This window comes from Serratia sp. HNCC26DJ206 (assembly GCF_057180605.1).
This window is the reverse complement of sequence record NZ_JBXUGP010000022.1, coordinates 62,720-82,257: the sequence shown is the minus strand read 5'-3', so window position 1 is coordinate 82,257 and position 19,538 is coordinate 62,720. Positions and strand designations below refer to the sequence as shown.

The 19,538-nt window shown below is 54.3% G+C and carries 22 protein-coding genes and 1 other RNA gene; 17 read left to right on the top strand and 6 right to left on the bottom strand.

Annotated elements, in window-relative coordinates; all coding sequences use genetic code 11:
- The first annotated feature begins 33 nt into the window (after nucleotides 1-33).
- From AC2A1E_RS15860 to sstT, 5 genes are all read left to right on the top strand, one after another.
- Nucleotides 34-540, top strand: a complete 507-nt coding sequence (locus AC2A1E_RS15860) for a M48 metallopeptidase family protein (RefSeq protein ID WP_484384537.1) — start codon at nucleotides 34-36, stop codon at nucleotides 538-540.
- 77 nt (nucleotides 541-617) lie between these two features.
- Nucleotides 618-1,598, top strand: coding sequence for a Gfo/Idh/MocA family protein (locus AC2A1E_RS15855; protein ID WP_484384536.1), 981 nt, complete (start codon nucleotides 618-620; stop codon nucleotides 1,596-1,598).
- Nucleotide 1,599: 1 nt separating this feature from the next.
- A complete protein-coding gene (locus AC2A1E_RS15850; protein ID WP_484384535.1) occupies nucleotides 1,600-2,331 on the top strand; it encodes a glutamine amidotransferase in 732 nt (243 codons plus the stop codon).
- 254 nt (nucleotides 2,332-2,585) lie between these two features.
- Entirely contained in the window at nucleotides 2,586-3,560 is a 975-nt protein-coding gene (locus AC2A1E_RS15845; protein ID WP_484384534.1) for a TerC family protein, read from the top strand.
- 278 nt (nucleotides 3,561-3,838) lie between these two features.
- Nucleotides 3,839-5,077 (top strand): serine/threonine transporter SstT, encoded by a 1,239-nt coding sequence (gene sstT, locus AC2A1E_RS15840; RefSeq protein WP_484384533.1) that lies wholly within the window; start codon nucleotides 3,839-3,841, stop codon nucleotides 5,075-5,077.
- Here the strand turns inward: sstT and AC2A1E_RS15835 are convergent, their stop codons facing one another.
- From AC2A1E_RS15835 to uxaC, 3 genes are all read right to left on the bottom strand, one after another.
- On the bottom strand, nucleotides 5,078-5,635 hold the full coding sequence (locus AC2A1E_RS15835; RefSeq protein ID WP_484384532.1) for a YgjV family protein: 558 nt from the start codon (nucleotides 5,633-5,635) through the stop codon (nucleotides 5,078-5,080).
- Nucleotides 5,636-5,709: 74 nt separating this feature from the next.
- A complete protein-coding gene (locus AC2A1E_RS15830; protein ID WP_484384531.1) occupies nucleotides 5,710-7,200 on the bottom strand; it encodes a UxaA family hydrolase in 1,491 nt (496 codons plus the stop codon).
- Nucleotides 7,201-7,208: 8 nt separating this feature from the next.
- Nucleotides 7,209-8,621: a glucuronate isomerase gene (uxaC, locus tag AC2A1E_RS15825; RefSeq protein WP_484384530.1), complete on the bottom strand. Its 1,413-nt coding sequence runs from the start codon at nucleotides 8,619-8,621 to the stop codon at nucleotides 7,209-7,211.
- 407 nt (nucleotides 8,622-9,028) lie between these two features.
- Between uxaC and AC2A1E_RS15820 the strand changes: the two genes are divergently transcribed.
- From AC2A1E_RS15820 to AC2A1E_RS15770, 11 genes are all read left to right on the top strand, one after another.
- Entirely contained in the window at nucleotides 9,029-10,327 is a 1,299-nt protein-coding gene (locus AC2A1E_RS15820; RefSeq protein ID WP_484384529.1) for an MFS transporter, read from the top strand.
- A gap of 116 nt (nucleotides 10,328-10,443) precedes the next feature.
- On the top strand, nucleotides 10,444-11,220 hold the full coding sequence (gene exuR / locus AC2A1E_RS15815) for a transcriptional regulator ExuR (protein ID WP_484384528.1): 777 nt from the start codon (nucleotides 10,444-10,446) through the stop codon (nucleotides 11,218-11,220).
- Nucleotides 11,221-11,407: 187 nt separating this feature from the next.
- Entirely contained in the window at nucleotides 11,408-11,851 is a 444-nt protein-coding gene (locus AC2A1E_RS15810; RefSeq protein ID WP_484384527.1) for a hypothetical protein, read from the top strand.
- A 128-nt stretch (nucleotides 11,852-11,979) separates the two neighbouring features.
- The gene (locus tag AC2A1E_RS15805) at nucleotides 11,980-12,660 is read left to right on the top strand and encodes a DedA family protein (protein ID WP_459400148.1); all 681 of its coding nucleotides are present in this window, start codon (nucleotides 11,980-11,982) and stop codon (nucleotides 12,658-12,660) included.
- Nucleotides 12,660-13,031, top strand: a complete 372-nt coding sequence (mzrA, locus tag AC2A1E_RS15800) for an EnvZ/OmpR regulon moderator MzrA (protein ID WP_484384558.1) — start codon at nucleotides 12,660-12,662, stop codon at nucleotides 13,029-13,031. Before AC2A1E_RS15805 ends, mzrA begins: the two co-directional genes overlap by 1 nt.
- 158 nt (nucleotides 13,032-13,189) lie before the next feature.
- On the top strand, nucleotides 13,190-13,564 hold the full coding sequence (locus AC2A1E_RS15795; RefSeq protein ID WP_484384526.1) for a DUF1090 domain-containing protein: 375 nt from the start codon (nucleotides 13,190-13,192) through the stop codon (nucleotides 13,562-13,564).
- Between the two features lie 157 nt (nucleotides 13,565-13,721).
- The gene (locus tag AC2A1E_RS15790) at nucleotides 13,722-14,027 is read left to right on the top strand and encodes an ElaB/YgaM/YqjD family protein (RefSeq protein WP_473189746.1); all 306 of its coding nucleotides are present in this window, start codon (nucleotides 13,722-13,724) and stop codon (nucleotides 14,025-14,027) included.
- 2 nt (nucleotides 14,028-14,029) lie between these two features.
- Entirely contained in the window at nucleotides 14,030-14,449 is a 420-nt protein-coding gene (locus AC2A1E_RS15785; protein WP_484384557.1) for a phage holin family protein, read from the top strand.
- On the top strand, nucleotides 14,427-14,714 hold the full coding sequence (locus tag AC2A1E_RS15780) for a YqjK-like family protein (RefSeq protein WP_484384525.1): 288 nt from the start codon (nucleotides 14,427-14,429) through the stop codon (nucleotides 14,712-14,714). The genes AC2A1E_RS15785 and AC2A1E_RS15780 overlap by 23 nt, the downstream gene beginning before the upstream one ends.
- Before the next feature lie 265 nt (nucleotides 14,715-14,979).
- A complete protein-coding gene (locus AC2A1E_RS15775) occupies nucleotides 14,980-15,375 on the top strand; it encodes a DoxX family protein (protein WP_484384556.1) in 396 nt (131 codons plus the stop codon).
- A 74-nt stretch (nucleotides 15,376-15,449) separates the two neighbouring features.
- Nucleotides 15,450-16,436, top strand: a complete 987-nt coding sequence (locus AC2A1E_RS15770; protein ID WP_484384524.1) for a glutathione S-transferase family protein — start codon at nucleotides 15,450-15,452, stop codon at nucleotides 16,434-16,436.
- Nucleotides 16,437-16,463: 27 nt separating this feature from the next.
- On the opposite strand, the gene AC2A1E_RS15765 is transcribed toward AC2A1E_RS15770, so the two are convergent.
- A complete protein-coding gene (locus tag AC2A1E_RS15765; RefSeq protein ID WP_484384523.1) occupies nucleotides 16,464-17,369 on the bottom strand; it encodes a LysR family transcriptional regulator in 906 nt (301 codons plus the stop codon).
- A 109-nt stretch (nucleotides 17,370-17,478) separates the two neighbouring features.
- On the opposite strand from AC2A1E_RS15765, the gene AC2A1E_RS15760 reads away from it, so the two are divergent.
- Nucleotides 17,479-18,180: a pirin family protein gene (locus tag AC2A1E_RS15760; protein ID WP_484384522.1), complete on the top strand. Its 702-nt coding sequence runs from the start codon at nucleotides 17,479-17,481 to the stop codon at nucleotides 18,178-18,180.
- A gap of 53 nt (nucleotides 18,181-18,233) precedes the next feature.
- Here AC2A1E_RS15760 and rnpB read toward each other — a convergent pair.
- Together rnpB and rsmI are read right to left on the bottom strand one after the other, a co-directional pair.
- Nucleotides 18,234-18,612, bottom strand: an RNA gene (gene rnpB / locus AC2A1E_RS15755) — RNase P RNA component class A.
- 41 nt (nucleotides 18,613-18,653) lie between these two features.
- Nucleotides 18,654-19,517 carry a 16S rRNA (cytidine(1402)-2'-O)-methyltransferase gene (rsmI, locus tag AC2A1E_RS15750; protein ID WP_484384521.1) on the bottom strand — a complete coding sequence of 288 codons (864 nt, stop codon included), beginning with the start codon at nucleotides 19,515-19,517 and terminating at the stop codon, nucleotides 18,654-18,656.
- Between the last annotated feature and the right edge of the window lie 21 nt (nucleotides 19,518-19,538).

Sequence of the window (19,538 nt, the reverse complement as noted above, 5' to 3'; positions counted from 1 at the left end):
ACCGCCCCGTTTGGCCATTGAATCCTGAACAGCATGCCTGAGTTGACCTACCTGCAAGGCTATCCCGAACATCTGCAAACGCAGGTGCAGCAACTTATCCAGCAACAACGGCTGGGCAAAGCGTTATTAGAGCGCTACCCGCAGGTGCATGACTGCACCACCGATAAGTCGCTGTATCAGTTTACTGTCGATCTGAAAAACCAGTATCTGCGCAATGCCCAACCGCTGAGCAAAGTGGCTTACGACAGCAAGATCCAGGTGATGAAACATGCGCTGGGTATGCATACCGCCATTTCTCGCGTGCAGGGCGGCAAGCTGAAGGCCAAAGCGGAGATCCGCGTGGCGACAGTCTTCAAAAATGCACCGGAACCTTTTCTACGTATGATAGTGGTACATGAGCTGGCGCACCTGAAAGAGAAAGACCATAACAAAGCGTTCTACAGCCTGTGCTGCCATATGGAACCCAGCTATCACCAGTTGGAATTTGACACCCGGTTGTATCTGACGCATCTGTCAATTTTCGGTGAACTGTATGAATAAATAGGGATTTTAAGCACATTCCACAGCGCCATAATCTGCTTTACTAAGCCACTTGTTTGCGGGAACCGGAGTTACCTATGATTCGTTTTGCTGTCATCGGCACCAACTGGATTACGGAACGCTTTATCGATGCGGCTCATGAGAGCGGCAAAATGAAACTGACCGCTATCTACTCGCGCAACCTCGAACAGGCGCGGGCATTTGGCGCCAACTACCCGGTCGAGCATTTTTTCGATTCTCTCAACGCGCTGGCCCAGTCCGATGTGATCGACGCCGTGTATATTGCCAGCCCTAACTCGCTGCATTACCCACAGTCGCTGCTGTGCCTCAGCCATAAAAAACATGTGATCTGTGAGAAACCGCTGGCGTCCAATCTGCAACAAGTGGAAAAGCTGGTGGCCTGCGCGCGTGAAAACCAGGTAGTGCTGTTTGAGGCGTTTAAAAGCGCCCATTTGCCGAATTTCCTGGTGCTGCAACAGGCATTGAGCAAAATCGGCAGGCTGCGTAAAGCTTTCCTCAACTTTTGCCAATACTCTTCCCGCTACCCACGCTATCTGGCCGGTGAAAACCCGAATACCTTTAATCCGCAGTTCTCCAACGGTTCGATCATGGATATTGGCTACTACTGCGTTGCCAACGCGGTAGCGCTATTCGGTGCGCCGAGATCGGTAATGGCCAGCGCCTCACTGCTGGATACCGGCGTGGATGCGCACGGCACCGTCTGCCTGAACTACGGTGACTTCGACGTAACCATTACGCATTCCAAGGTGAGCAACTCGGATATCCCAAGCGAGATCCAGGGTGAAGACGGCACGCTGATGATCGAGAAGATCTCCGAATATCAGAAAGTGGTGCTGACGCCACGCGGAGCCAACCCGCAGGATCTGACCCAGCCGCAGCACATCAACACCATGCTGTATGAGGCAGAAGCCTTTGCCGCATTGGTGGAAAAACAGCAGATCGAGCACCCAGGCTTGGAAAACTCATTGATCGTCGCCCGCCTGCTGACCGAAATCCGTCGTCAGACCGGGGTGGTATTCCCTGCGGATGGAGAATGAAATGAAACCGCTGCTGTTAATGCAAACTGGTGATGCGCCGGAAGCCATTCAGCGTGAATTGGCCAACTTTGACCAGATGTTCCTTAAGCAGGGTAATATCGCCGCCGATCGCGTGCAGATCGTGCATCTTCCTGCCGGTGACCGCTTGTTGCCGCCAGAAAACTACTGCGGTGTGGTGATCACCGGTTCACCGGCGATGGTGACAGAACAGCTACCGTGGAGCGAACAAGCGGCAGCTTGGCTACGCCAGGCGATGCAAATCAGGCTGCCGATTTTTGGCGTGTGCTACGGCCATCAGCTTCTGGCCCATGCGCTAGGAGGAGAAGTGGGCTATCACCCGCAGGGGATGGAAGTCGGCACGCTGGAGATCGAATTGCTGCCCGCAGCCGGTAATGATAAGCGCCTAGCAATACTGCCGCCGCGATTCAAAGCAAATCTGATCCATGCACAGTCGGTTCTGACGCCGCCGCCCGGTGCCGAAGTGCTGGCACGCTCACAGCAGGATCCTTATCAGATCCTGCGTTACGGCGACAACGCCTTGACCACTCAATTCCACCCGGAATTTAACGGTGCGGCCATGCAACGCTACCTGAGCTGGCTCAGCGAGTTGGATCCAGAAAATCAAGAAAGCTACCGGGTTAAACAACAACAGGTTAGCAATACCCCGTTCAGCCAGATGCTGTTGCAAGGCTTTGTCATCAGCCTCGGTGCGCAGCGCTCAAACGCTGGGTAACGGTTTTAAACGTTGACCGCCCGCACGTTTTACATTATTTTTTGCCACGCAAAGGGGAGTAACTTCATTGCCGGTCAATCGTCATTACGATGCGCAAGCATCCGGTTACCGGGCAACCTGATGTCTAAGGTGTCATTACCTTCATCAACGTTGTAAGTGAGACCTTGCCGGAAGGCGAGGTTTGCTTGCAGCGTTCACAGAGCGGCTAGCGTCTTCCGACGTTGGCCGTTTTTGTTTTCTGAAGGATATCCCTGATGTTGAATTCCGTTGGCACTCCCTGGCTCTGGGCCAGTTTTACCGCCATCATCGTCGTGATGCTGGTCATTGATTTACTGTTGCAAGGCCGTAAAGGCGCACAAACCATGACGCTGAAGCAGGCTGCCTGCTGGTCATTGCTGTGGGTGAGCCTGGCGCTGCTGTTTAACGCCGGTTTCTGGTACTACCTGAACGCAACCGCCGGGCGCGCCGTGGCGGATACGCAAGCTCTGGCCTTCCTGACCGGTTACCTGATTGAGAAAGCGTTGGCTATCGACAACGTGTTCGTCTGGCTGATGCTGTTCAGCTATTTTGCCATCCCGACCCACTTACAACGCCGCGTGCTGATCTTCGGTATTCTTGGCGCTATCGTCCTGCGTACTATCATGATCTTCGCCGGCAGTTGGTTGATCGCACAGTTCACCTGGTTGCTGTATCTGTTTGGCGCTTTCCTGCTGTTTACCGGCATCAAGATGGCGCTGGCGAAGGAAGATGATGCGGCTATCGGCGATAAACCGCTGGTGAAGTGGCTGCGTAGTCACCTGCGCATGACCGATAACCTGGAAGGCGAACGTTTCTTCGTACGTCGCAACGGTGTGCTGTTTGCCACACCGCTGGTATTGGTGCTGATCCTGGTGGAACTGAGCGACGTGATTTTCGCCGTCGACAGTATCCCTGCAATCTTCGCCGTGACCACCGATCCGTTTATCGTACTGACCTCCAACCTGTTTGCCATTATGGGGTTGCGTGCCATGTACTTCCTGCTGGCTAGCGTGGCGGAGCGCTTCTCGATGCTGAAATATGGCCTGTCGGTGATCCTGGTATTTATCGGTATCAAAATGCTGATCGTCGATTTCTACCATATTCCGATCGCCGTTTCCCTGAGTACGGTTGCTGGTATTCTGCTGCTGACGCTGCTGATCAATGCCTGGGTTAACCACCGTAACGATGTGAAATCGAGAAACACGCCATAATCTGTTATCCGGGGCGCTAGCCGCCCCGCGATTGTTTGGCAATTCACCTTTAAGCCCAAATGTTATTGCGATCACACAAATGTAATCAGGATGTTATAAACGATTACTCTGCGCACGTAATTTCAGCATCACCTCTTTTCAACCACCCTCATTTACTGAATACTGATCGGGCAAACATACTTAGTTACAGATACCAATAACATTTGCTCGGCGGCGTTCCTGCCGAGGCATAATCGTCTGTACGCCACATTTCAGGGGAGCGGAAACGCAACAGCATCATGAATAAACTATTAGTACGTATCACTCAGGGCAGCCTGGTTAAACAAATATTGATCGGCCTGGTGGCCGGTATCGCGGTAGCGCTGGTTTCTCCTGCCGCCGCCAGCGCCGTTGGCCTGCTCGGGGCGCTGTTCGTCGGCGCACTGAAGGCCGTTGCGCCAGTACTGGTACTGGTGCTGGTGATGGCTTCCATCGCCAACCACAAACAGGGGCAGAAAACCAATATCCGACCGATTCTGTTTCTCTACCTGCTGGGCACCTTTGCGGCAGCGCTGACCGCCGTTGTCATCAGCTTTATCTTCCCTTCAACGCTGGCTCTGGCGGTGGGAAATACCGATATCAACCCGCCAGGTGGCATCGTTGAAGTGCTGAAAAACCTGCTGATGAGCGTGGTCGCTAACCCGTTCAATGCCCTGATTAATGCCAACTACATCGGCATTCTGACCTGGGCGGTTGGCCTTGGGTTGGCGCTTCGTCATGCCTCTGATACCACCAAAACGCTGATCACCGACATGTCACACGCCATTACTCTGGTGGTACGTGCGGTGATCCGCTGTGCGCCACTGGGGATTTTTGGCCTGGTGGCTTCCACGCTGGCCGAAACCGGCTTTAGCGCGCTGTGGGGCTACGCCCAACTGCTGGTGGTGCTGATCGGCTGTATGCTGCTGGTGGCGCTGGTGCTTAACCCGCTGATCGTCTATTGGAAGATCCGCCGCAATCCGTACCCGCTGGTGTTCACCTGCCTGCGTGAAAGCGGCGTGACCGCCTTCTTTACCCGCAGCTCCGCCGCCAACATTCCGGTTAACATGGAGCTCAGCAAGAAGCTGAATCTGAACGAAGATACCTATTCGGTTTCTATCCCGCTGGGTGCCACCATCAACATGGCCGGTGCGGCGATCACCATCACCGTGCTGACGCTGGCCGCGGTGCATACGCTGGGCATCCCGGTGGATGTGCCAACCGCTCTGCTGTTGAGCGTAGTGGCTGCCATCTGTGCCTGCGGTGCTTCCGGCGTGGCCGGTGGTTCACTGCTGCTGATCCCGCTGGCGTGTAACATGTTCGGCATTCCGAACGATGTCGCGATGCAAGTGGTGGCGGTAGGCTTTATCATCGGCGTCTTGCAGGACTCGGCAGAAACCGCGCTGAACTCTTCCACCGACGTGCTGTTTACCGCAGCGGCTTGTCAGGCGGAAGATCAGCGGCTGGCAAGCAAAGATCCGCTGAAGATGCGTCGATAGTTAACGATCGTCAGCCAGGCGCCCATCGGGCGCCTTTTTTTCGACCGCAAAAGGATCGATACCGCGTAACTGCAAGCGGCGGAAACGGATAATGTTAAAGCCGTTCATCAGCAGGAAACTGCCTTCAATCAACGAACCCCCAATCGATCCCAGCCAGATATTGTGGGTAATCCAACACGCGGTTGAGCACCACATCACACAACGCGTTGTCAGGCCACGAGTGCGAAACAGTGCCCAAGTGCTGATGGTCGTGCCAAAAATGGGCAACAGTTCGACCCAGTATTTGAAATGAGATAGACCAACGGTCAGCGTCAGAATGATGAATAGCCACATCATCCATAGGCTGCGGGTACGCATGGAAATCAGGTTACGGCTGGCGCTTAACAGCATGCTGCCGCCAGCGGCATTGGCCCCCATCAGGAAGAAATGGACACCAATAATCAGGCTGTAAGCCGAGAGTTGCAGTTTAAAGCGTTGATCGTTGCGATTGAAGAAACTGGTGATACCAACAAAAAAAGCCAGTACGCCAACGGCCTGAGCAAACCAATAAAACGTCATTAGGGGATCCTGGGGCGGAAATAACAAGCGCTGGAATTGAAACGCCGTTTTATGCTACTCCCGCCCGCCAGGCTTTACAACGTTACCCCGCTTTTAAAGATCGCCAGTTCGCGGAAATCATTAACTTCGTTACGCGCCGGTTTGCCATCGGCAATGCCAACAATCAGTTCGACAAACTGCTCCAGCATTTCATCCATCGGCACGCCGTGGATCAGTTGCCCGGCATCGAAATCGATCCAGTGCGGTTTTTTAGCCGCCAGCTCCGAGTTGGTCGCCAGTTTCACCGTCGGCACAAACCCACCGTATGGTGTGCCTCGCCCGGTGCTGAACAGCACCATATGGCAACCGGCACCGGCCAAGGCGCTGGTGGCGACGGCATCGTTACCCGGCGCACTCAGCAGGTTCAACCCTGGCTGGCGCAGGCGCTCGCCATACTTCAGCACGTCCACCACCTGGCTCTGCCCGGCTTTTTGGGTACAGCCGAGTGATTTTTCTTCCAAGGTAGTAATACCGCCCGCTTTGTTACCCGGTGATGGATTCTCATAAATCGGCTGGTCGTGGGCGATAAAATACTGTTTGAAGTCGTTAACCATGCTGACGGTTTTTTCAAACGTGCTTTCGTCGCGGCAGCGGCTCATCAGGATGCGTTCAGCGCCAAACATTTCCGGCACTTCCGTCAGTACTGTGGTACCGCCGTTGGCGATCACATAATCCGAGAAACAGCCCAGCAATGGGTTGGCGGTAATGCCGGACAGGCCATCCGATCCGCCGCACTCTAGGCCAAACTTCAGTTCGCTGAGCTTGCCCGGCTGACGGCGATCGTCGCGCATGATCTGGTACAACTGATGCATATGCTCCAGCCCGGCCTCGACTTCATCATCCTGCTGCTGGCAGACCATAAAATGCACACGCTGCTCATCAAATTCCCCGAGCGTGGTACGGAATGCATCCACCTGGTTGTTCTCACACCCTAAACCGATCACCAGCACCGCACCGGCATTGGGGTGACGTACCATATTTTGCAGCATGGTACGGGTGTTTTCATGATCCTGGCCGAGCTGCGAACAGCCAAACGGGTGGCTGAACAGATGCACACCGTCGATCCCCTGCGCCTCATGGGTTTCTTTCAAAAAGCGCTGTTGGATCTGGCGGGCAATGCCGTTGACACACCCCACGGTCGGGATGATCCACAGCTCGTTGCGGATCCCCACCTCACCATTGCTGCGTCGGTAGATCTGCACGTCACGATCCGCCGCCTGCGCCGGTAAGAGCTGGAATTCTGGCTGATACTGGTAGCTGTCGAGATCGCTCAGGTTGGTTTTGGCATTTTGCGAATGAATATGTTCGCCCGGCTCAATGGCCACCAGCGCATGACCAATCGGTAAACCGTATTTGACGATCATCTCACCAACGGCAATCGGCTCAAGCGCAAACTTGTGCCCACGCACCACGTCTTGCGCCAGCGTAATGACACATTCGCCCAGCGTCTGCTTCTCACCGGCAGCCAAATCACGCAATGCTACCGCTACGTTATCTTTTGAATGAATTTTTATGATGCTTTGCATAAACCTACCTACGCCAATTCGATAGCGAAATACTGTTTAGCATTGTCGAAACAGATGTTTTTCACCATTTCGCCTAGCAATGCGATATCCGCCGGAGCTTCACCGTCTTCTACCCAACGACCAATCATCTGGCACAGGATGCGACGGAAATATTCGTGGCGCGTGTAAGACAGGAAGCTACGGCTGTCGGTCAGCATGCCAACAAAGCGGCTGAGCAACCCAAGCTGGGCTAACTGCGTCATCTGGCGCTGCATGCCGTCTTTCTGATCGTTAAACCACCAGCCGGAACCGAACTGCATCTTGCCCGCCATGCCTTCGCCCTGGAAGTTGCCGATCATGGTGCCAAGCACTTCGTTATCACGCGGGTTGAGGCAATAAAGGATGGTTTTTGGCAGGCTGCCTTGTTTGGCCTGCGCATCCAGCAAGCGCGACAGCGGTTCGGCCAGAGGCTGATCGTTAATCGAGTCAAAACCGATATCCGGACCAATGGTTTCAAACATCCGGCTGTTGTTATTGCGCAGCGCACCAATGTGATACTGCTGCACCCACTCACGGCGCTGGTATTCGCTAGCCAGGAACAGCAGCACGGCAGTCTTGAACTGTGCGCTCTGCTGTGGGGTGGGCATTTTGCCACTCAGCCGTTGCGCCAGAATGCTGTCCAGCGTGGCTTCATCGGCTTCACCGTAAACCACCACGTCCAGCGCGTGGTCAGAAACCTTGCAGCCGTGCGCAGCAAAGTGATCCATGCGCTTTTTCAGCGCATCGCGCAGATCGCTGAAACGCGCGATCGACGTATCCGCAGCGGCTTCCAACTGTTGCAAATAGTCGTTGAATCCTGGCGCTTCAATATTGAAGGCTTTATCCGGCCGCCAGCTGGGCAGCACTTTGATGTCGAAGCTGCCGTCGGCGGCGATGGCTTTATGGTGGCGCAGATCGTCGATCGGATCGTCGGTGGTCCCGACCATCTTCACTTTCATCTGCTTCATGATGCCGCGTGCGCTGAACGAATCCTGCGCCAGCAGTTGATTACCACGCTGCCAGATTTCGTCTGCCGTGGTCGGTGACAACAGTTTGCCGGTGATACCAAACGGACGGCGCAGTTCCAGGTGGGTCCAGTGATACAGCGGGTTACCAATGGTATGCGGTACCGTAGCGGCCCAGGCATCAAACTTTTCACGGTCAGAGGCATCGCCGGTACACAGACGCTCGGCCACCCCATTGGTGCGCATGGCTCGCCATTTATAGTGATCGCCCTTCAGCCAAATATCATACAGGTTCTGAAAACGGGTATTTTCGGCAATCTGCTGCGGTGGCAGATGGCAGTGATAGTCGAAAATTGGCTGATCCGCAGCGTAATCATGATAAAGGCGGCGGGCAAATTCACTGTCTAACAAAAAATCATCGCTCAAAAACGTGGCCATATCGGGTTCCTCACCTGGTTTTCTGGCTAACCTTGCGGTTAATTTTTGGAAGTTATCACACCAATTTTATTCAGCGTCCAGCAATATTTCACCCTGCTCTCGGTTAACTCACCACCTAAAGCCGTTTAAAACACATTTCAGGACAAAACATCACCAAAACAGCGTAACAATTTGCAACTTATTATTGCCTAATTGACCCGCAGCTTTTGTGATGTCACTCAACTTTTAAATCTGTATGACAAGTTATCGTCTCGCCACCTTGCACCCTTTTTCAGCAGTTCACTATGGCAATGTGCAAGGGGGACGCCGGTATAGGAAGACTGGCAAATATAAATGAAAGGGAATCACCACATGAAACGCCACGGGTTTGCCGGTGGCAGAAATTTCAAGATTGGGAGAGGTTTTGAATGCGTAAAATTAAAGGGTTACGCTGGTACATGATCGGTCTGGTGACCATCGGTACCGTGCTCGGTTATCTGACCCGTAACGCAATGGCTGTCGCGGCCCCCACACTGGAAGGCACACTGCATATCACTACGCAGCAATATTCCTATATCGTTGCCGCTTATTCTGCCTGTTATACCGTTATGCAACCCGTTGCAGGCTACATACTGGACGTGCTCGGCACCAAAGTCGGTTATGCAATGTTTGCCATTCTGTGGGCCTTATTCTGTATGGGTACCGCGCTGGCCAATAGCTGGGGCGGCTTGGCCATGGCCCGTGGTGCGGTAGGGATGGCCGAAGCCGCCATGATCCCCGCCGGGCTGAAAGCCACCAGCGAATGGTTTCCCGCCAAAGAGCGTTCGATCGCCGTGGGATATTTCAATGTCGGTTCTTCCATCGGCGGCATGCTCGCTCCGCCTTTGGTGGTGTGGGCCATCGTCGCCCACAGTTGGGAACTGGCGTTCGTCATCGTCGGGATACTGAGCCTGATCTGGGCCATCTGCTGGCTGATCTTCTATAAACACCCGAAAGACCAGAAAAAACTCAGCAGTGAAGAGCGCACCTATATTCTGGAGGGGCAAGAAGCGCAGCACCAGACCAGCAATGCCAAAAAGATGTCCGCCTGGCAGATCGTGCGTAACCGGCAGTTCTGGGGCATCGCACTGCCACGCTTTCTGGCTGAACCGGCCTGGGGCACTTTTAACGCCTGGATCCCGCTGTTTATGTTCAAAGCTTACGGCTTTAACCTGAAAGAGATTGCCATGTTCGCCTGGATGCCGATGCTGTTCGCCGATCTCGGCTGCATCGTGGGTGGCTATTTGCCGCCGTTTTTCCAGAAACATTTCAAAGTGAACCTGATCGTGTCGCGCAAACTGGTGGTCACCATGGGCGCGCTACTGATGATTGGCCCAGGAATGATCGGTTTATTCACCAGCCCGTATGCCGCCATTGCCCTGCTGTGCGTCGGCGGTTTTGCGCACCAGTCGCTGTCTGGCGCATTGATTACCCTGTCCTCAGACGTGTTTGGCCGTAACGAAGTCGCCACCGCCAACGGCCTGACCGGTATGGCAGCCTGGACGGCCAGTACCCTGTTTGCCCTGGTCGTAGGCGCACTGGCCGACACGCTGGGTTTCAGCCCGCTGTTCGCTGCCCTGTCGGTGTTCGATATTCTGGGTGCGATTGTCATCTGGACCGTGCTGCAAAACCGCACCGCCGCGGAACCCCCGCAAGAGCCCTTGCAAGCGGCAAGCGCCAGCAGTTAACCCACGCCACCCGGCCCTGTGCCGGGTTTTCCACCTTTGCGCTACTGGCAGCCGTAGTGGATAAGTGGTATAACAACTGTTATGGCATCGAGCCTTCCTACCACAGAGTACTCACTATGGAATTCACTGAAACCAGACGCCTTTATCAGCAATTGGCCGCCAAGCTCAAACATCGCATTGAGAGCGGGGTCTATCCGGTGGGTGATAAGCTGCCAGCAGAGCGCTATATCGCTGAAGAAATGAACGTTAGCCGCACCGTAGTGCGCGAAGCGATTATCATGCTGGAGGTCGAAGGCTATGTCGAAGTACGGAAGGGTTCTGGGATCCATGTGATCTCCAACCAGCAGAAAAACCTGGTGATACCGGGCGATAGCCTCGAATTTGCCACCGCCGGGCCTTTTGAGCTACTGCAAGCCCGCCAGTTGATCGAAAGTAATATCGCCGAGTTCGCCGCCACCCAGGTGACCAAACAGGATATCGTTAACCTGATGGAGATCCAGGAGCAGGCCCGCAAGGAAGATCGCTTCCGTGATTCAGAGTGGGATCTCAAATTCCACGTTCAGGTGGCGTTGGCGACCCAAAATACCGCCATGGCGACGATTGTCGAGAAAATGTGGGCGCAGCGGGTAAACAACCCGTATTGGATCAAACTGCACGAGCATATTGACGATCGTTCGATCGCCAGCTGGTGTGACGATCACGATGAGATCCTCAAGGCGCTGATCCGCAAAGATCCCCATGCCGCCAAGCTGGCCATGTGGCAGCACTTGGAAAACACCAAACAGATGCTGTTCAACGCCACCACCGACGACTTCGAATACAACGCCGACCGTTATCTGTTTTCAGAAAATCCGGTGGTGCATCTTGAAAACGTTGCCGCTGGTAACAAATAGCGTTTCGCCGTCAAACAAGCTCTGCTTGTGTCAGGTAATGTAAAATAGGCTGAATCGATGCCATAACTGGCGCTGGCCCGCTAACATTTCGCCTGAGGTAACGCAGATTTCCCTGTTGCCAATCATGCTATTTTGGTAGAGTTAGACCACTTTTTTACCTATTGGCTTGGGGGCGGAACGCGAATACATGCGCTGGTTGTTTGCCATGCTTATTGCTCTTTTTTGCTGGACCAGCTCGGTTTCCGGTCAAAAGCTATGTGCAGTACAAACCAAAGCCACTGCGTTAAACTCTCTGGCATCTCCTGAGCAGCCGATGCTCTCTCCTGACGACCCGGTTTATCGCCCACATGCGGAACTTCGTCGTAAAGCCCCTGGCAAATTGCTGCTGTTACTGCCGCGGGTACAGTCCTTTCCCAGTTCGTTGCTTTCCCCCGCACAGCAGGTTCCAACCTATACTTTAGCGACGGACCCAGCCAGTAATACCAAGCCTCAGCGGCAGGCAGATTCACCCGCACCTAACCGGCTTGTGCAAATCAACTGGGCTCTGCACTCCTCCCAGCAGCAAAGCAGGATCGGTGGCTGGAAAGACAGCAATATTCTTTACCGTGGTTCATTGACTTATCACTCATGACCCGGTGTCGCACCCATTAGAACTAACGAATAAAGCAACACCGTTTCATCACTATCAGCAATCAGGGTTTCCGCTCATCGCCGCCCTACCGCTGAATAAAACAAACAATGACGTTTTAGGAACACCGGATGGATATTATTAAGCAATTGTTGGATGCCTTATGGCAGCAAGACTTCGAGACGCTGGCCAACCCTTCGCTGGTCTGGACGCTCTATGTCTTGCTGTTTATGATTTTATTTCTGGAAAACGGCCTGTTGCCTGCGGCTTTTCTGCCGGGTGACAGTCTATTGATCCTGGTTGGTGTACTGGTCGCAAAAGGCGCCATGAATTTCCCGGTGACGATCCTGATCCTGACCACCGCCGCCAGTCTGGGATGCTGGCTCAGTTATATACAGGGCCGATGGCTGGGGAATACGCGAACGGTGCAGAGCTGGCTTTCACACTTACCCGCCCACTATCACCAGCGGGCACACCAGCTGTTCCACCGCCACGGATTATCTGCCCTGCTGGTTGGGCGTTTCCTGGCCTTCGTGCGTACCCTGCTGCCCACCATCGCCGGCCTGTCTGGCCTGAGCAATGCTCGCTTTCAGTTCTTCAACTGGATCAGCGGTCTGCTGTGGGTGTTGATCCTGGTTTCTGTCGGCTTCGCTTTGGGGAATACCCCGATGTTCCGCAAGTATGAAGATCAGCTGATGTTCGGCCTGATGATGCTGCCACTGGTATTGTTAGTCGTCGGGCTGGTCGGTTCACTGGTCGTGCTGTGGCGTAAGAAACGCTCAGGCAATCACGATCAGGGAAAAGGCGTGTGATCACCCAACGACCACGCTGGCAATACGCACTGGTTATGGCACTGGCACTGCTGGCCTTGGCCACGGTGCTGCTGCCTTATATGGTACGTACAGAAAGCGAACTGCGTATTGATACCCTTCATCAAGGGCTATCGCTGCCCGACGGTTTTTATGTCTATCAACGCCTGGATGAACGCGGCATTCGCATCAAAAGCATTACGCCTGAAGGTGATAGTTTGGTGATCCGCCTGGATTCCCCAGAACAGCAACTGCTGGCGCGCGAAGCTTTACAAACTATTCTTCCCCCCGGTTATACCATCGCCCTGAGCGAATCCCCGGCACCGAGCCATTGGGTTCGCAAGTTTGCCCGCGCGCCGTTCAATCTGGGATAATTCTTTTCTATTAAAAGGGTTATCCCGCTTGATTCATCCGCTATCACCTGCTGATCCTCAATAACTCATTGGGATTATCGGCTATTTATGACTACGCTGAATGTCAGCGCCTATCATTTAGGCTGCGGGAGTCATCCCTCAATAAGGAATTGAATATCATGAAAATACGCCACACACTTTTACTGGCCATTCCATTGTTGGCCTATGCAACCCTCTCTTCAGCGGCCAACACCGATGCTTGTGCCAAAAAAGCACAGGCGATTCAAACACAAGTCGATTACGCCAAGCAGCACGGCAACCGCCATCGTGTGGAAGGCTTGGAAAAAGCGCTCAACGAGGTACAAAGCCACTGTACGGAGGCCAGTTTAGCCGCAGAACGCCAACAGAAAATCGCTGATAAACAAGATAAAGTCGCCAAGCGCGAGCAAGAATTGCAAGAAGCTCAGCAAACAGGCAAAGCGGATAAAGTGGCCAATAAGCAGAAAAAGCTGGCCGAAGCACAGGCTGAGCTGAAAGCGGCTCAGGCGGAATAATTTTTTACACCAGCGGATTTATCGATGAGAGCCATACCTGGCGGGATTTTTGCAGTCTATCGCGTAGTTGGTCAGTGAGATCAACCAGACGTAAGCCTTTTCTCCGACGAATAAATCCGCTATGTTGAAAGTCTGTCGACGTTAAGGAGTTATCGAAATGGCACAAGATTCAAATGCAGAAAATTTACGCGCTGAACTGAAGTCTCTGGCCGATACGTTGGAAGAAGTTCTGAACTCTTCCACCGATAAATCTAAAGCCGAGCTGGAAAAACTGCGCGCCAAAGCAGAAGACACGCTGAAAGATACTCGTGCACGCCTGAGCGATGCTGGCGACAAACTGGCCCATCAAACCAAGCAGATGGCCTGCCAGGCCGACGATTATGTGCGTGAAAACCCGTGGACCGGTATCGGTATCGGCGCTGCGGTCGGCATAGTGTTAGGCGTTCTACTCGCGCGCCGCTGATGATGAGCGAAAAACCGCAAACTCGCGCCCAGGGCCCTGCTAAAGGGGTCCTGGATATCGGCCAACGTATCCTCACCATTCTGGTGAACATGGTGGAAACGCGGGTGCGCTTGGCTGTTATCGAATTGGAAGAGGAGAAAGCCAACCTCGTTCAACTGCTGCTTATGGTCGGGATCACTCTTCTATTCACCGCTTTCGGCCTGATGAGCCTGCTGTTGCTGATTTTCTGGGCGATCGACCCCGCTTATCGTCTAATTGCGCTGGGTACCACCACCGCTGTGTTGCTGTCGCTAGCCCTCGTGGGCATCATCTGGACGCTGTCTAAAGCGCGTCGTTCCACGCTGCTGAACGCCACACGCAAGCAACTGGAGCTGGATCGTGCCACGCTGGAGGGCAACAATGAATCACCGACAGTACCGTGAATGGAAAAAACAGCAGTTGATTCAACAGATCCAGCAGCAACGCCTGGATCTGGCGGCAAACAAGACGCTATGGCTGGAAAAGACCGAATGCCTCGATCAAGGCTGGCAAACGCTATTTAGCCTGCGTAAATATGTGGCTATTGCTTCCAGCGTTGTTGCCCTGTACGGCATCCGCCACCCCGGAAAATTTATCCGTTGGTCACGCCGCACCATTGGCATTTTTGGCACTATTCGTTTGATCCGCAAAGCTTTTCCCTCCAAGTAATACCTTCACCGCTCGTTCAATTATCCCGTGGTAAAACCCTATATTCTGCAAAACCTCTTCTCTTTTATCATCAACGTTCTGATTCATCTCACTTTATAAGCAGGCTATGCATTCAATTTTTTTGAATAAATGTTGCAGATTTACTTGCTAACAACCGCAATCATTCTCGTCTACTATTAATTTCATCAACAGGTCATGGCAGCACAGCGCCGCCTAGCCGAACAGATGCCAAGATTGGCGAACAAAATCACTTTTGGAGTTAATGATGAAAAAATTAGAAGATGCAGGTTTGCTGGTTGCACGTATTTTGATGCCAATCCTGTTTATCGTGGCAGGTTACGGCAAAATGGGTGATGCCTATGCTGGCACCCAGCAATACATGCAGTCAATGGGTGTACCTGGTTTTCTACTGCCATTAACTATTCTGTTGGAACTGGGCGGCGGTCTGGCGATTCTGTTCGGCTTCCTGACCCGTACCGTGGCGCTGTTCACTGCCGGTTTCACCATTCTGACCGCACTGTTGTTCCACACTAACTTTGCAGAAGGGGTAAACCAGCTGATGTTTATGAAAAACCTGACCATTGCCGGTGGTTACATCGTTCTGGCCGTTGCAGGCCCTGGTGGTTTCAGCATCGACCGCCTTCTGAACAAGAAATGGTAAGTTGAATATCTCAGCCAAAGGCCCGGAATTCCGGGCCTTTGGTCTTTTCTCACTCAGATATGAAGGGGATCACCATGGGGCAACTCGTTGATGGCGTTTGGCAAGACACCTGGTATGACACCACCTCTACCGGAGGCCGTTTCAAGCGTTCAACCGCTCAGTTCCGCAACTGGGTGACCGCAGACGGCCAGGCTGGCGCTCATGGCAACAGCGGGTTCAAGGCCGAATCCGATCGTTACCAGCTGTATGTATCCCTCGCCTGCCCTTGGGCACATCGCACCCTGCTGATGCGCAAGCTGAAGGGCCTGGAGCAGATCATTCAGGTTTCCGTTGTGCATCCGCTGATGCTGGAAAACGGCTGGACTTTCGGGGAAGATTTCCCGGCCACCACCGGCGATGCACTGTATCACGCCGATTTTCTCTATCAGATTTACCTGCGCGCCGATCCACACTACAGCGGCCGCGTGACCGTACCCGTGCTGTGGGATAAACAGCAACAGACTATCGTCAGCAATGAATCTGCCGATATCATCCGCATGTTCAACAGCGCGTTTGATGCCATAGGTGCGCGCGCAGGCGACTATTACCCTGCGGAGTTACGCGCACAGATTGATGAACTGAACGGCTGGATTTATGACGCTGTAAATAATGGGGTGTATAAAGCCGGTTTTGCCACCCGCCAGGAAGCGTATGATGAAGCCGTGCACGGGGTGTTTGCGGCATTAGAGCGGCTGGAGCGGATTCTGGAACAGCACCGTTACCTGACCGGCAATCGTCTGACCGAAGCTGATTTGCGCCTGTGGACCACGCTGGTGCGCTTTGATCCGGTATATGTTACCCATTTCAAATGCGATCAGCGCCGCATCAGCGATTACCTTAATCTGTACGGTTTCCTGCGCGATATCTACCAGATACCGGGCATGGCGGATACGGTCAACATGGCGCATATCCGTCATCACTATTACCGTAGCCACGCCACCCTTAATCCGCATGGCATCATTTCGATCGGGCCAACGCAGGATCTTAATGCGCCGCACGGGCGCGATCGGCACTTTGATTGAGGTGCAAACCCCGTCTAGCTGGCGGGGTTACTGATTTTCCTGCCGGGCAAACAGGCGTGGGATCTCACGCAGGAACCAGGATTTCGCCTCCCCCATGCTGTCACGCCGCCAGGCCATGATGATATCGACTTCCTGGCTATACTCCGGCCCAACCACGCGCAAGCGCCCGGCTTCAATGTCTTTTTCCACCATGCTGTACGGCAGGGTGGCTACGCCCAATCCGTCCAGCAGAGCACGGCGTTTATCTTCAATGGTGCTGACCGTCAGACGTTGCTGCTTATCCAGCAGTTGCACGGTCAGTACCGGCCGCTCACGCGCGGTATCGGCCACCGCAATGCCGCGATACTTCACCCTGGTGGTTTCCGACAGCGGTTCCGGCTCCTGGTGGATCGGATGATCCGGCGCAGCCACATAGACGCTCATGACTTTGTACAATTTACGGGTATTGATTTCCGACGAGGCACGAAAGTGCATATCCGGTGCGATCACGATATCGGCACGCCCCTGCTCCAAACGCTCCCAGGCACCGGCCAGCACTTCGGTAAAAAGCGAAACCTGGGTATTCGCCTTCAGCGCCAGTTTGTCGATCAACGGGAACAGTTTAGCCGCCGGTGACAGCGCCTCACTGACGATAGTCAGATGGGTTTCCCAACCGCGCGCCAACGCTTCAGCGTCGGTGGTCAGTTTGTCGGCGGCCTCAAGCAAAACGCGCCCTCGCTCAAGCAACATCCGCCCGACGTTGGTAAACTTGGTGCGATGCCCTGAACGATCGAACAACACCACGTCCAGCTCTTCTTCCAATTTTTGCATGGTATAGCTGAGTGCTGAGGGCACTCGCCCCAGTTCATCGGCAGCAGCAGCAAAGCTGCCACGGCGGTCAATCGCATCCATTACCCTCAGCGCTTCCAGCGTTAATGCACGATCTCTGGCCATCGAATCTCTCTTTCAGGAAATTTGAATATGCCGACCAGATTAACTGGCTAACAATCCGGCGTCCAGATGCTTACCATTCGAGGCATGAATATTTAAAGAGCCGATTGCCATGATCACATGCAGAACAGCACAACAATGCGGGCAAGCTGACTTTGGTTGGCTACAGGCTCGCTATACCTTTTCCTTTGGGCATTACTTTGATCCCAAACTGATGGGCTACGCCTCGCTGCGGGTCTTGAACCAGGAAGTGCTGGCGCCGGGTGCCACATTCCAGCCACGCACTTACCCTAACGTCGATATTCTGAACCTGATCCTGCAAGGGGAAGCCGAATACCGCGACAGCGATGGCAATACCGTGCGAGCGGCGGCCGGAGAAGCACTGTTGCTGGCCACTCAGGCTGGGCTGAGCTATAGCGAACAGAACATCAGCAGCACCACACCGCTCACCCGGATGCAACTGTGGCTGGATGCCTGCCCGGAACGCAGCAACGATCGCGTACAGCGCCTGAATCTGCCATCACAGCCGCACCAGTTGCTGGCTTCGCCCGATGGCGCGCAAGGCAGCCTGCAACTGCGGCAACAGGTGTGGATCCATCATCTGGATTTACAGGCCGGTGAGCAGCAAACGCTAGCGCTGAACGGGCCGCGTGCTTACCTACAATCGATCCACGGCACGCTTTCAGCCAACGGTGATCATCACGACAGCCAAAAGCTGACCTGCGGAGACGGCGCGTTTATCCGCGAGGAGAATTGCCTCACCGTTCGGGCAGAGACACCGCTACGCGCGCTGCTGATTGATTTACCGATTTAAGCAGAAAACAAAAAACCCCGCGCAGCTCATGCTACGCGGGGTTTTCTATTGATAGAGGGAGTTGACCGGTAAGCCGGGTTCTGTCGTGGACAGTCATTCCTCTAGGCCAGCAATCGCTCACTGGCTCAAGCAGCCTACCCGGGTTCAGTACGGGCCGTACCATGCGAACCCCTATTTGGCCTTGCTCCGGGTGGAGTTTACCGTGCCACGGACTGTTGCCAGCCGCGCGGTGCGCTCTTACCGCACCCTTTCACCCTTACCTGATCCCGCTTGCGCGGGCCATCGGCGGTTTGCTCTCTGTTGCACTAGTCGTAGGCTTGCGCCTCCCAGGCGTTACCTGGCACCCTGCCCTATGGAGCCCGGACTTTCCTCCCCTCCATCTGTCTCCCCCGAAGAGGACGGCAATGAAGCGGCGACTGTCTGGTCAACTCCGGCGCGGATAGTAGCGTTGTGACCCCGGCAGGTCAACAGCTTTACTGCTCCTGATGTTCCAACGCGTGCTTATACAACGCATTTTTCTTCACGCCGTGGATCTCTGCCGCCAGGGCCGCCGCCTTTTTCAGCGGCAGTTCTTTTTGCAGCAACGCCAGCGTGCGCAGCGCTTCCAATGGCAGATCGTCCTCTTGTACCTTGTGGCCTTCGACAATCAGCACCATCTCCCCCCGGCGGCGGACTTCATCTTCCAGCACCCAGGCCAGCAGTTCCCCCACCGGCGCGCCGTGGATCGACTCCCAGGTTTTGGTCAACTCACGAGCCAGCACTACGTAGCGTTCAGGCCCCCACACCGTGACCATGTCCTGCAGGCTGTCCAGTAAACGGTGGGTTGATTCATAGAAAATCAGCGTACGTGGTTCCTCTGCCAACGCCAGCAGAGTATCCTTACGGCCTTTGGTTTTCGCAGGCAGGAATCCTTCGTAGCAGAAACGATCGGACGCCAACCCGGCAGCGCACAGCGCCGTGGTCGCGGCACAGGCACCTGGCAGCGGCACGACGCGGATCCCCGCTTCACGGCAACGGCGCACCAGGTGATAACCGGGGTCGTTGATCAATGGCGTGCCAGCGTCGGAAACCAATGCTATGCTCTGGCCTTCCTGCAGTTTCGCCAGCAATTGGTCCGCCTTCTGCTGTTCGTTATGGTCGTGCAGCGCAAACAACCGCGCGCTAATTGCAAAGTGTTGCAACAGCAACCCGGTATGACGCGTATCTTCCGCCGCAATCAGATCGACGCTTTTCAGTACTTCGAGTGCCCGATAAGTGATATCCCCCAGGTTACCGATGGGAGTGGGCACCACGTACAGCGTTGAGGCAGAAATGACTGATTGTTGCTGTTGATTCATTGTTTCATCCGGATTGCCGAT

Coding starts and splice junctions, on each gene's coding strand:
- AC2A1E_RS15835 (WP_484384532.1), bottom strand. CDS start 5,635: ATGACGTTTTATTGGTTTGCTCAGGCCGTTGGCGTACTGGCTTTTTTT.
- AC2A1E_RS15790 (WP_473189746.1), top strand. CDS start 13,722: ATGGCACAAGATTCAAATGCAGAAAATTTACGCGCTGAACTGAAGTCT.
- uxaC (WP_484384530.1), bottom strand. CDS start 8,621: ATGGCCACGTTTTTGAGCGATGATTTTTTGTTAGACAGTGAATTTGCC.
- AC2A1E_RS15810 (WP_484384527.1), top strand. CDS start 11,408: ATGCGCTGGTTGTTTGCCATGCTTATTGCTCTTTTTTGCTGGACCAGC.
- AC2A1E_RS15780 (WP_484384525.1), top strand. CDS start 14,427: ATGAATCACCGACAGTACCGTGAATGGAAAAAACAGCAGTTGATTCAA.
- AC2A1E_RS15775 (WP_484384556.1), top strand. CDS start 14,980: ATGAAAAAATTAGAAGATGCAGGTTTGCTGGTTGCACGTATTTTGATG.
- AC2A1E_RS15855 (WP_484384536.1), top strand. CDS start 618: ATGATTCGTTTTGCTGTCATCGGCACCAACTGGATTACGGAACGCTTT.
- rsmI (WP_484384521.1), bottom strand. CDS start 19,517: ATGAATCAACAGCAACAATCAGTCATTTCTGCCTCAACGCTGTACGTG.
- AC2A1E_RS15830 (WP_484384531.1), bottom strand. CDS start 7,200: ATGCAAAGCATCATAAAAATTCATTCAAAAGATAACGTAGCGGTAGCA.
- AC2A1E_RS15805 (WP_459400148.1), top strand. CDS start 11,980: ATGGATATTATTAAGCAATTGTTGGATGCCTTATGGCAGCAAGACTTC.
- AC2A1E_RS15850 (WP_484384535.1), top strand. CDS start 1,600: ATGAAACCGCTGCTGTTAATGCAAACTGGTGATGCGCCGGAAGCCATT.
- AC2A1E_RS15860 (WP_484384537.1), top strand. CDS start 34: ATGCCTGAGTTGACCTACCTGCAAGGCTATCCCGAACATCTGCAAACG.
- AC2A1E_RS15820 (WP_484384529.1), top strand. CDS start 9,029: ATGCGTAAAATTAAAGGGTTACGCTGGTACATGATCGGTCTGGTGACC.
- AC2A1E_RS15760 (WP_484384522.1), top strand. CDS start 17,479: ATGATCACATGCAGAACAGCACAACAATGCGGGCAAGCTGACTTTGGT.
- AC2A1E_RS15770 (WP_484384524.1), top strand. CDS start 15,450: ATGGGGCAACTCGTTGATGGCGTTTGGCAAGACACCTGGTATGACACC.
- AC2A1E_RS15795 (WP_484384526.1), top strand. CDS start 13,190: ATGAAAATACGCCACACACTTTTACTGGCCATTCCATTGTTGGCCTAT.
- AC2A1E_RS15785 (WP_484384557.1), top strand. CDS start 14,030: ATGAGCGAAAAACCGCAAACTCGCGCCCAGGGCCCTGCTAAAGGGGTC.
- exuR (WP_484384528.1), top strand. CDS start 10,444: ATGGAATTCACTGAAACCAGACGCCTTTATCAGCAATTGGCCGCCAAG.
- AC2A1E_RS15765 (WP_484384523.1), bottom strand. CDS start 17,369: ATGGCCAGAGATCGTGCATTAACGCTGGAAGCGCTGAGGGTAATGGAT.
- AC2A1E_RS15845 (WP_484384534.1), top strand. CDS start 2,586: ATGTTGAATTCCGTTGGCACTCCCTGGCTCTGGGCCAGTTTTACCGCC.
- sstT (WP_484384533.1), top strand. CDS start 3,839: ATGAATAAACTATTAGTACGTATCACTCAGGGCAGCCTGGTTAAACAA.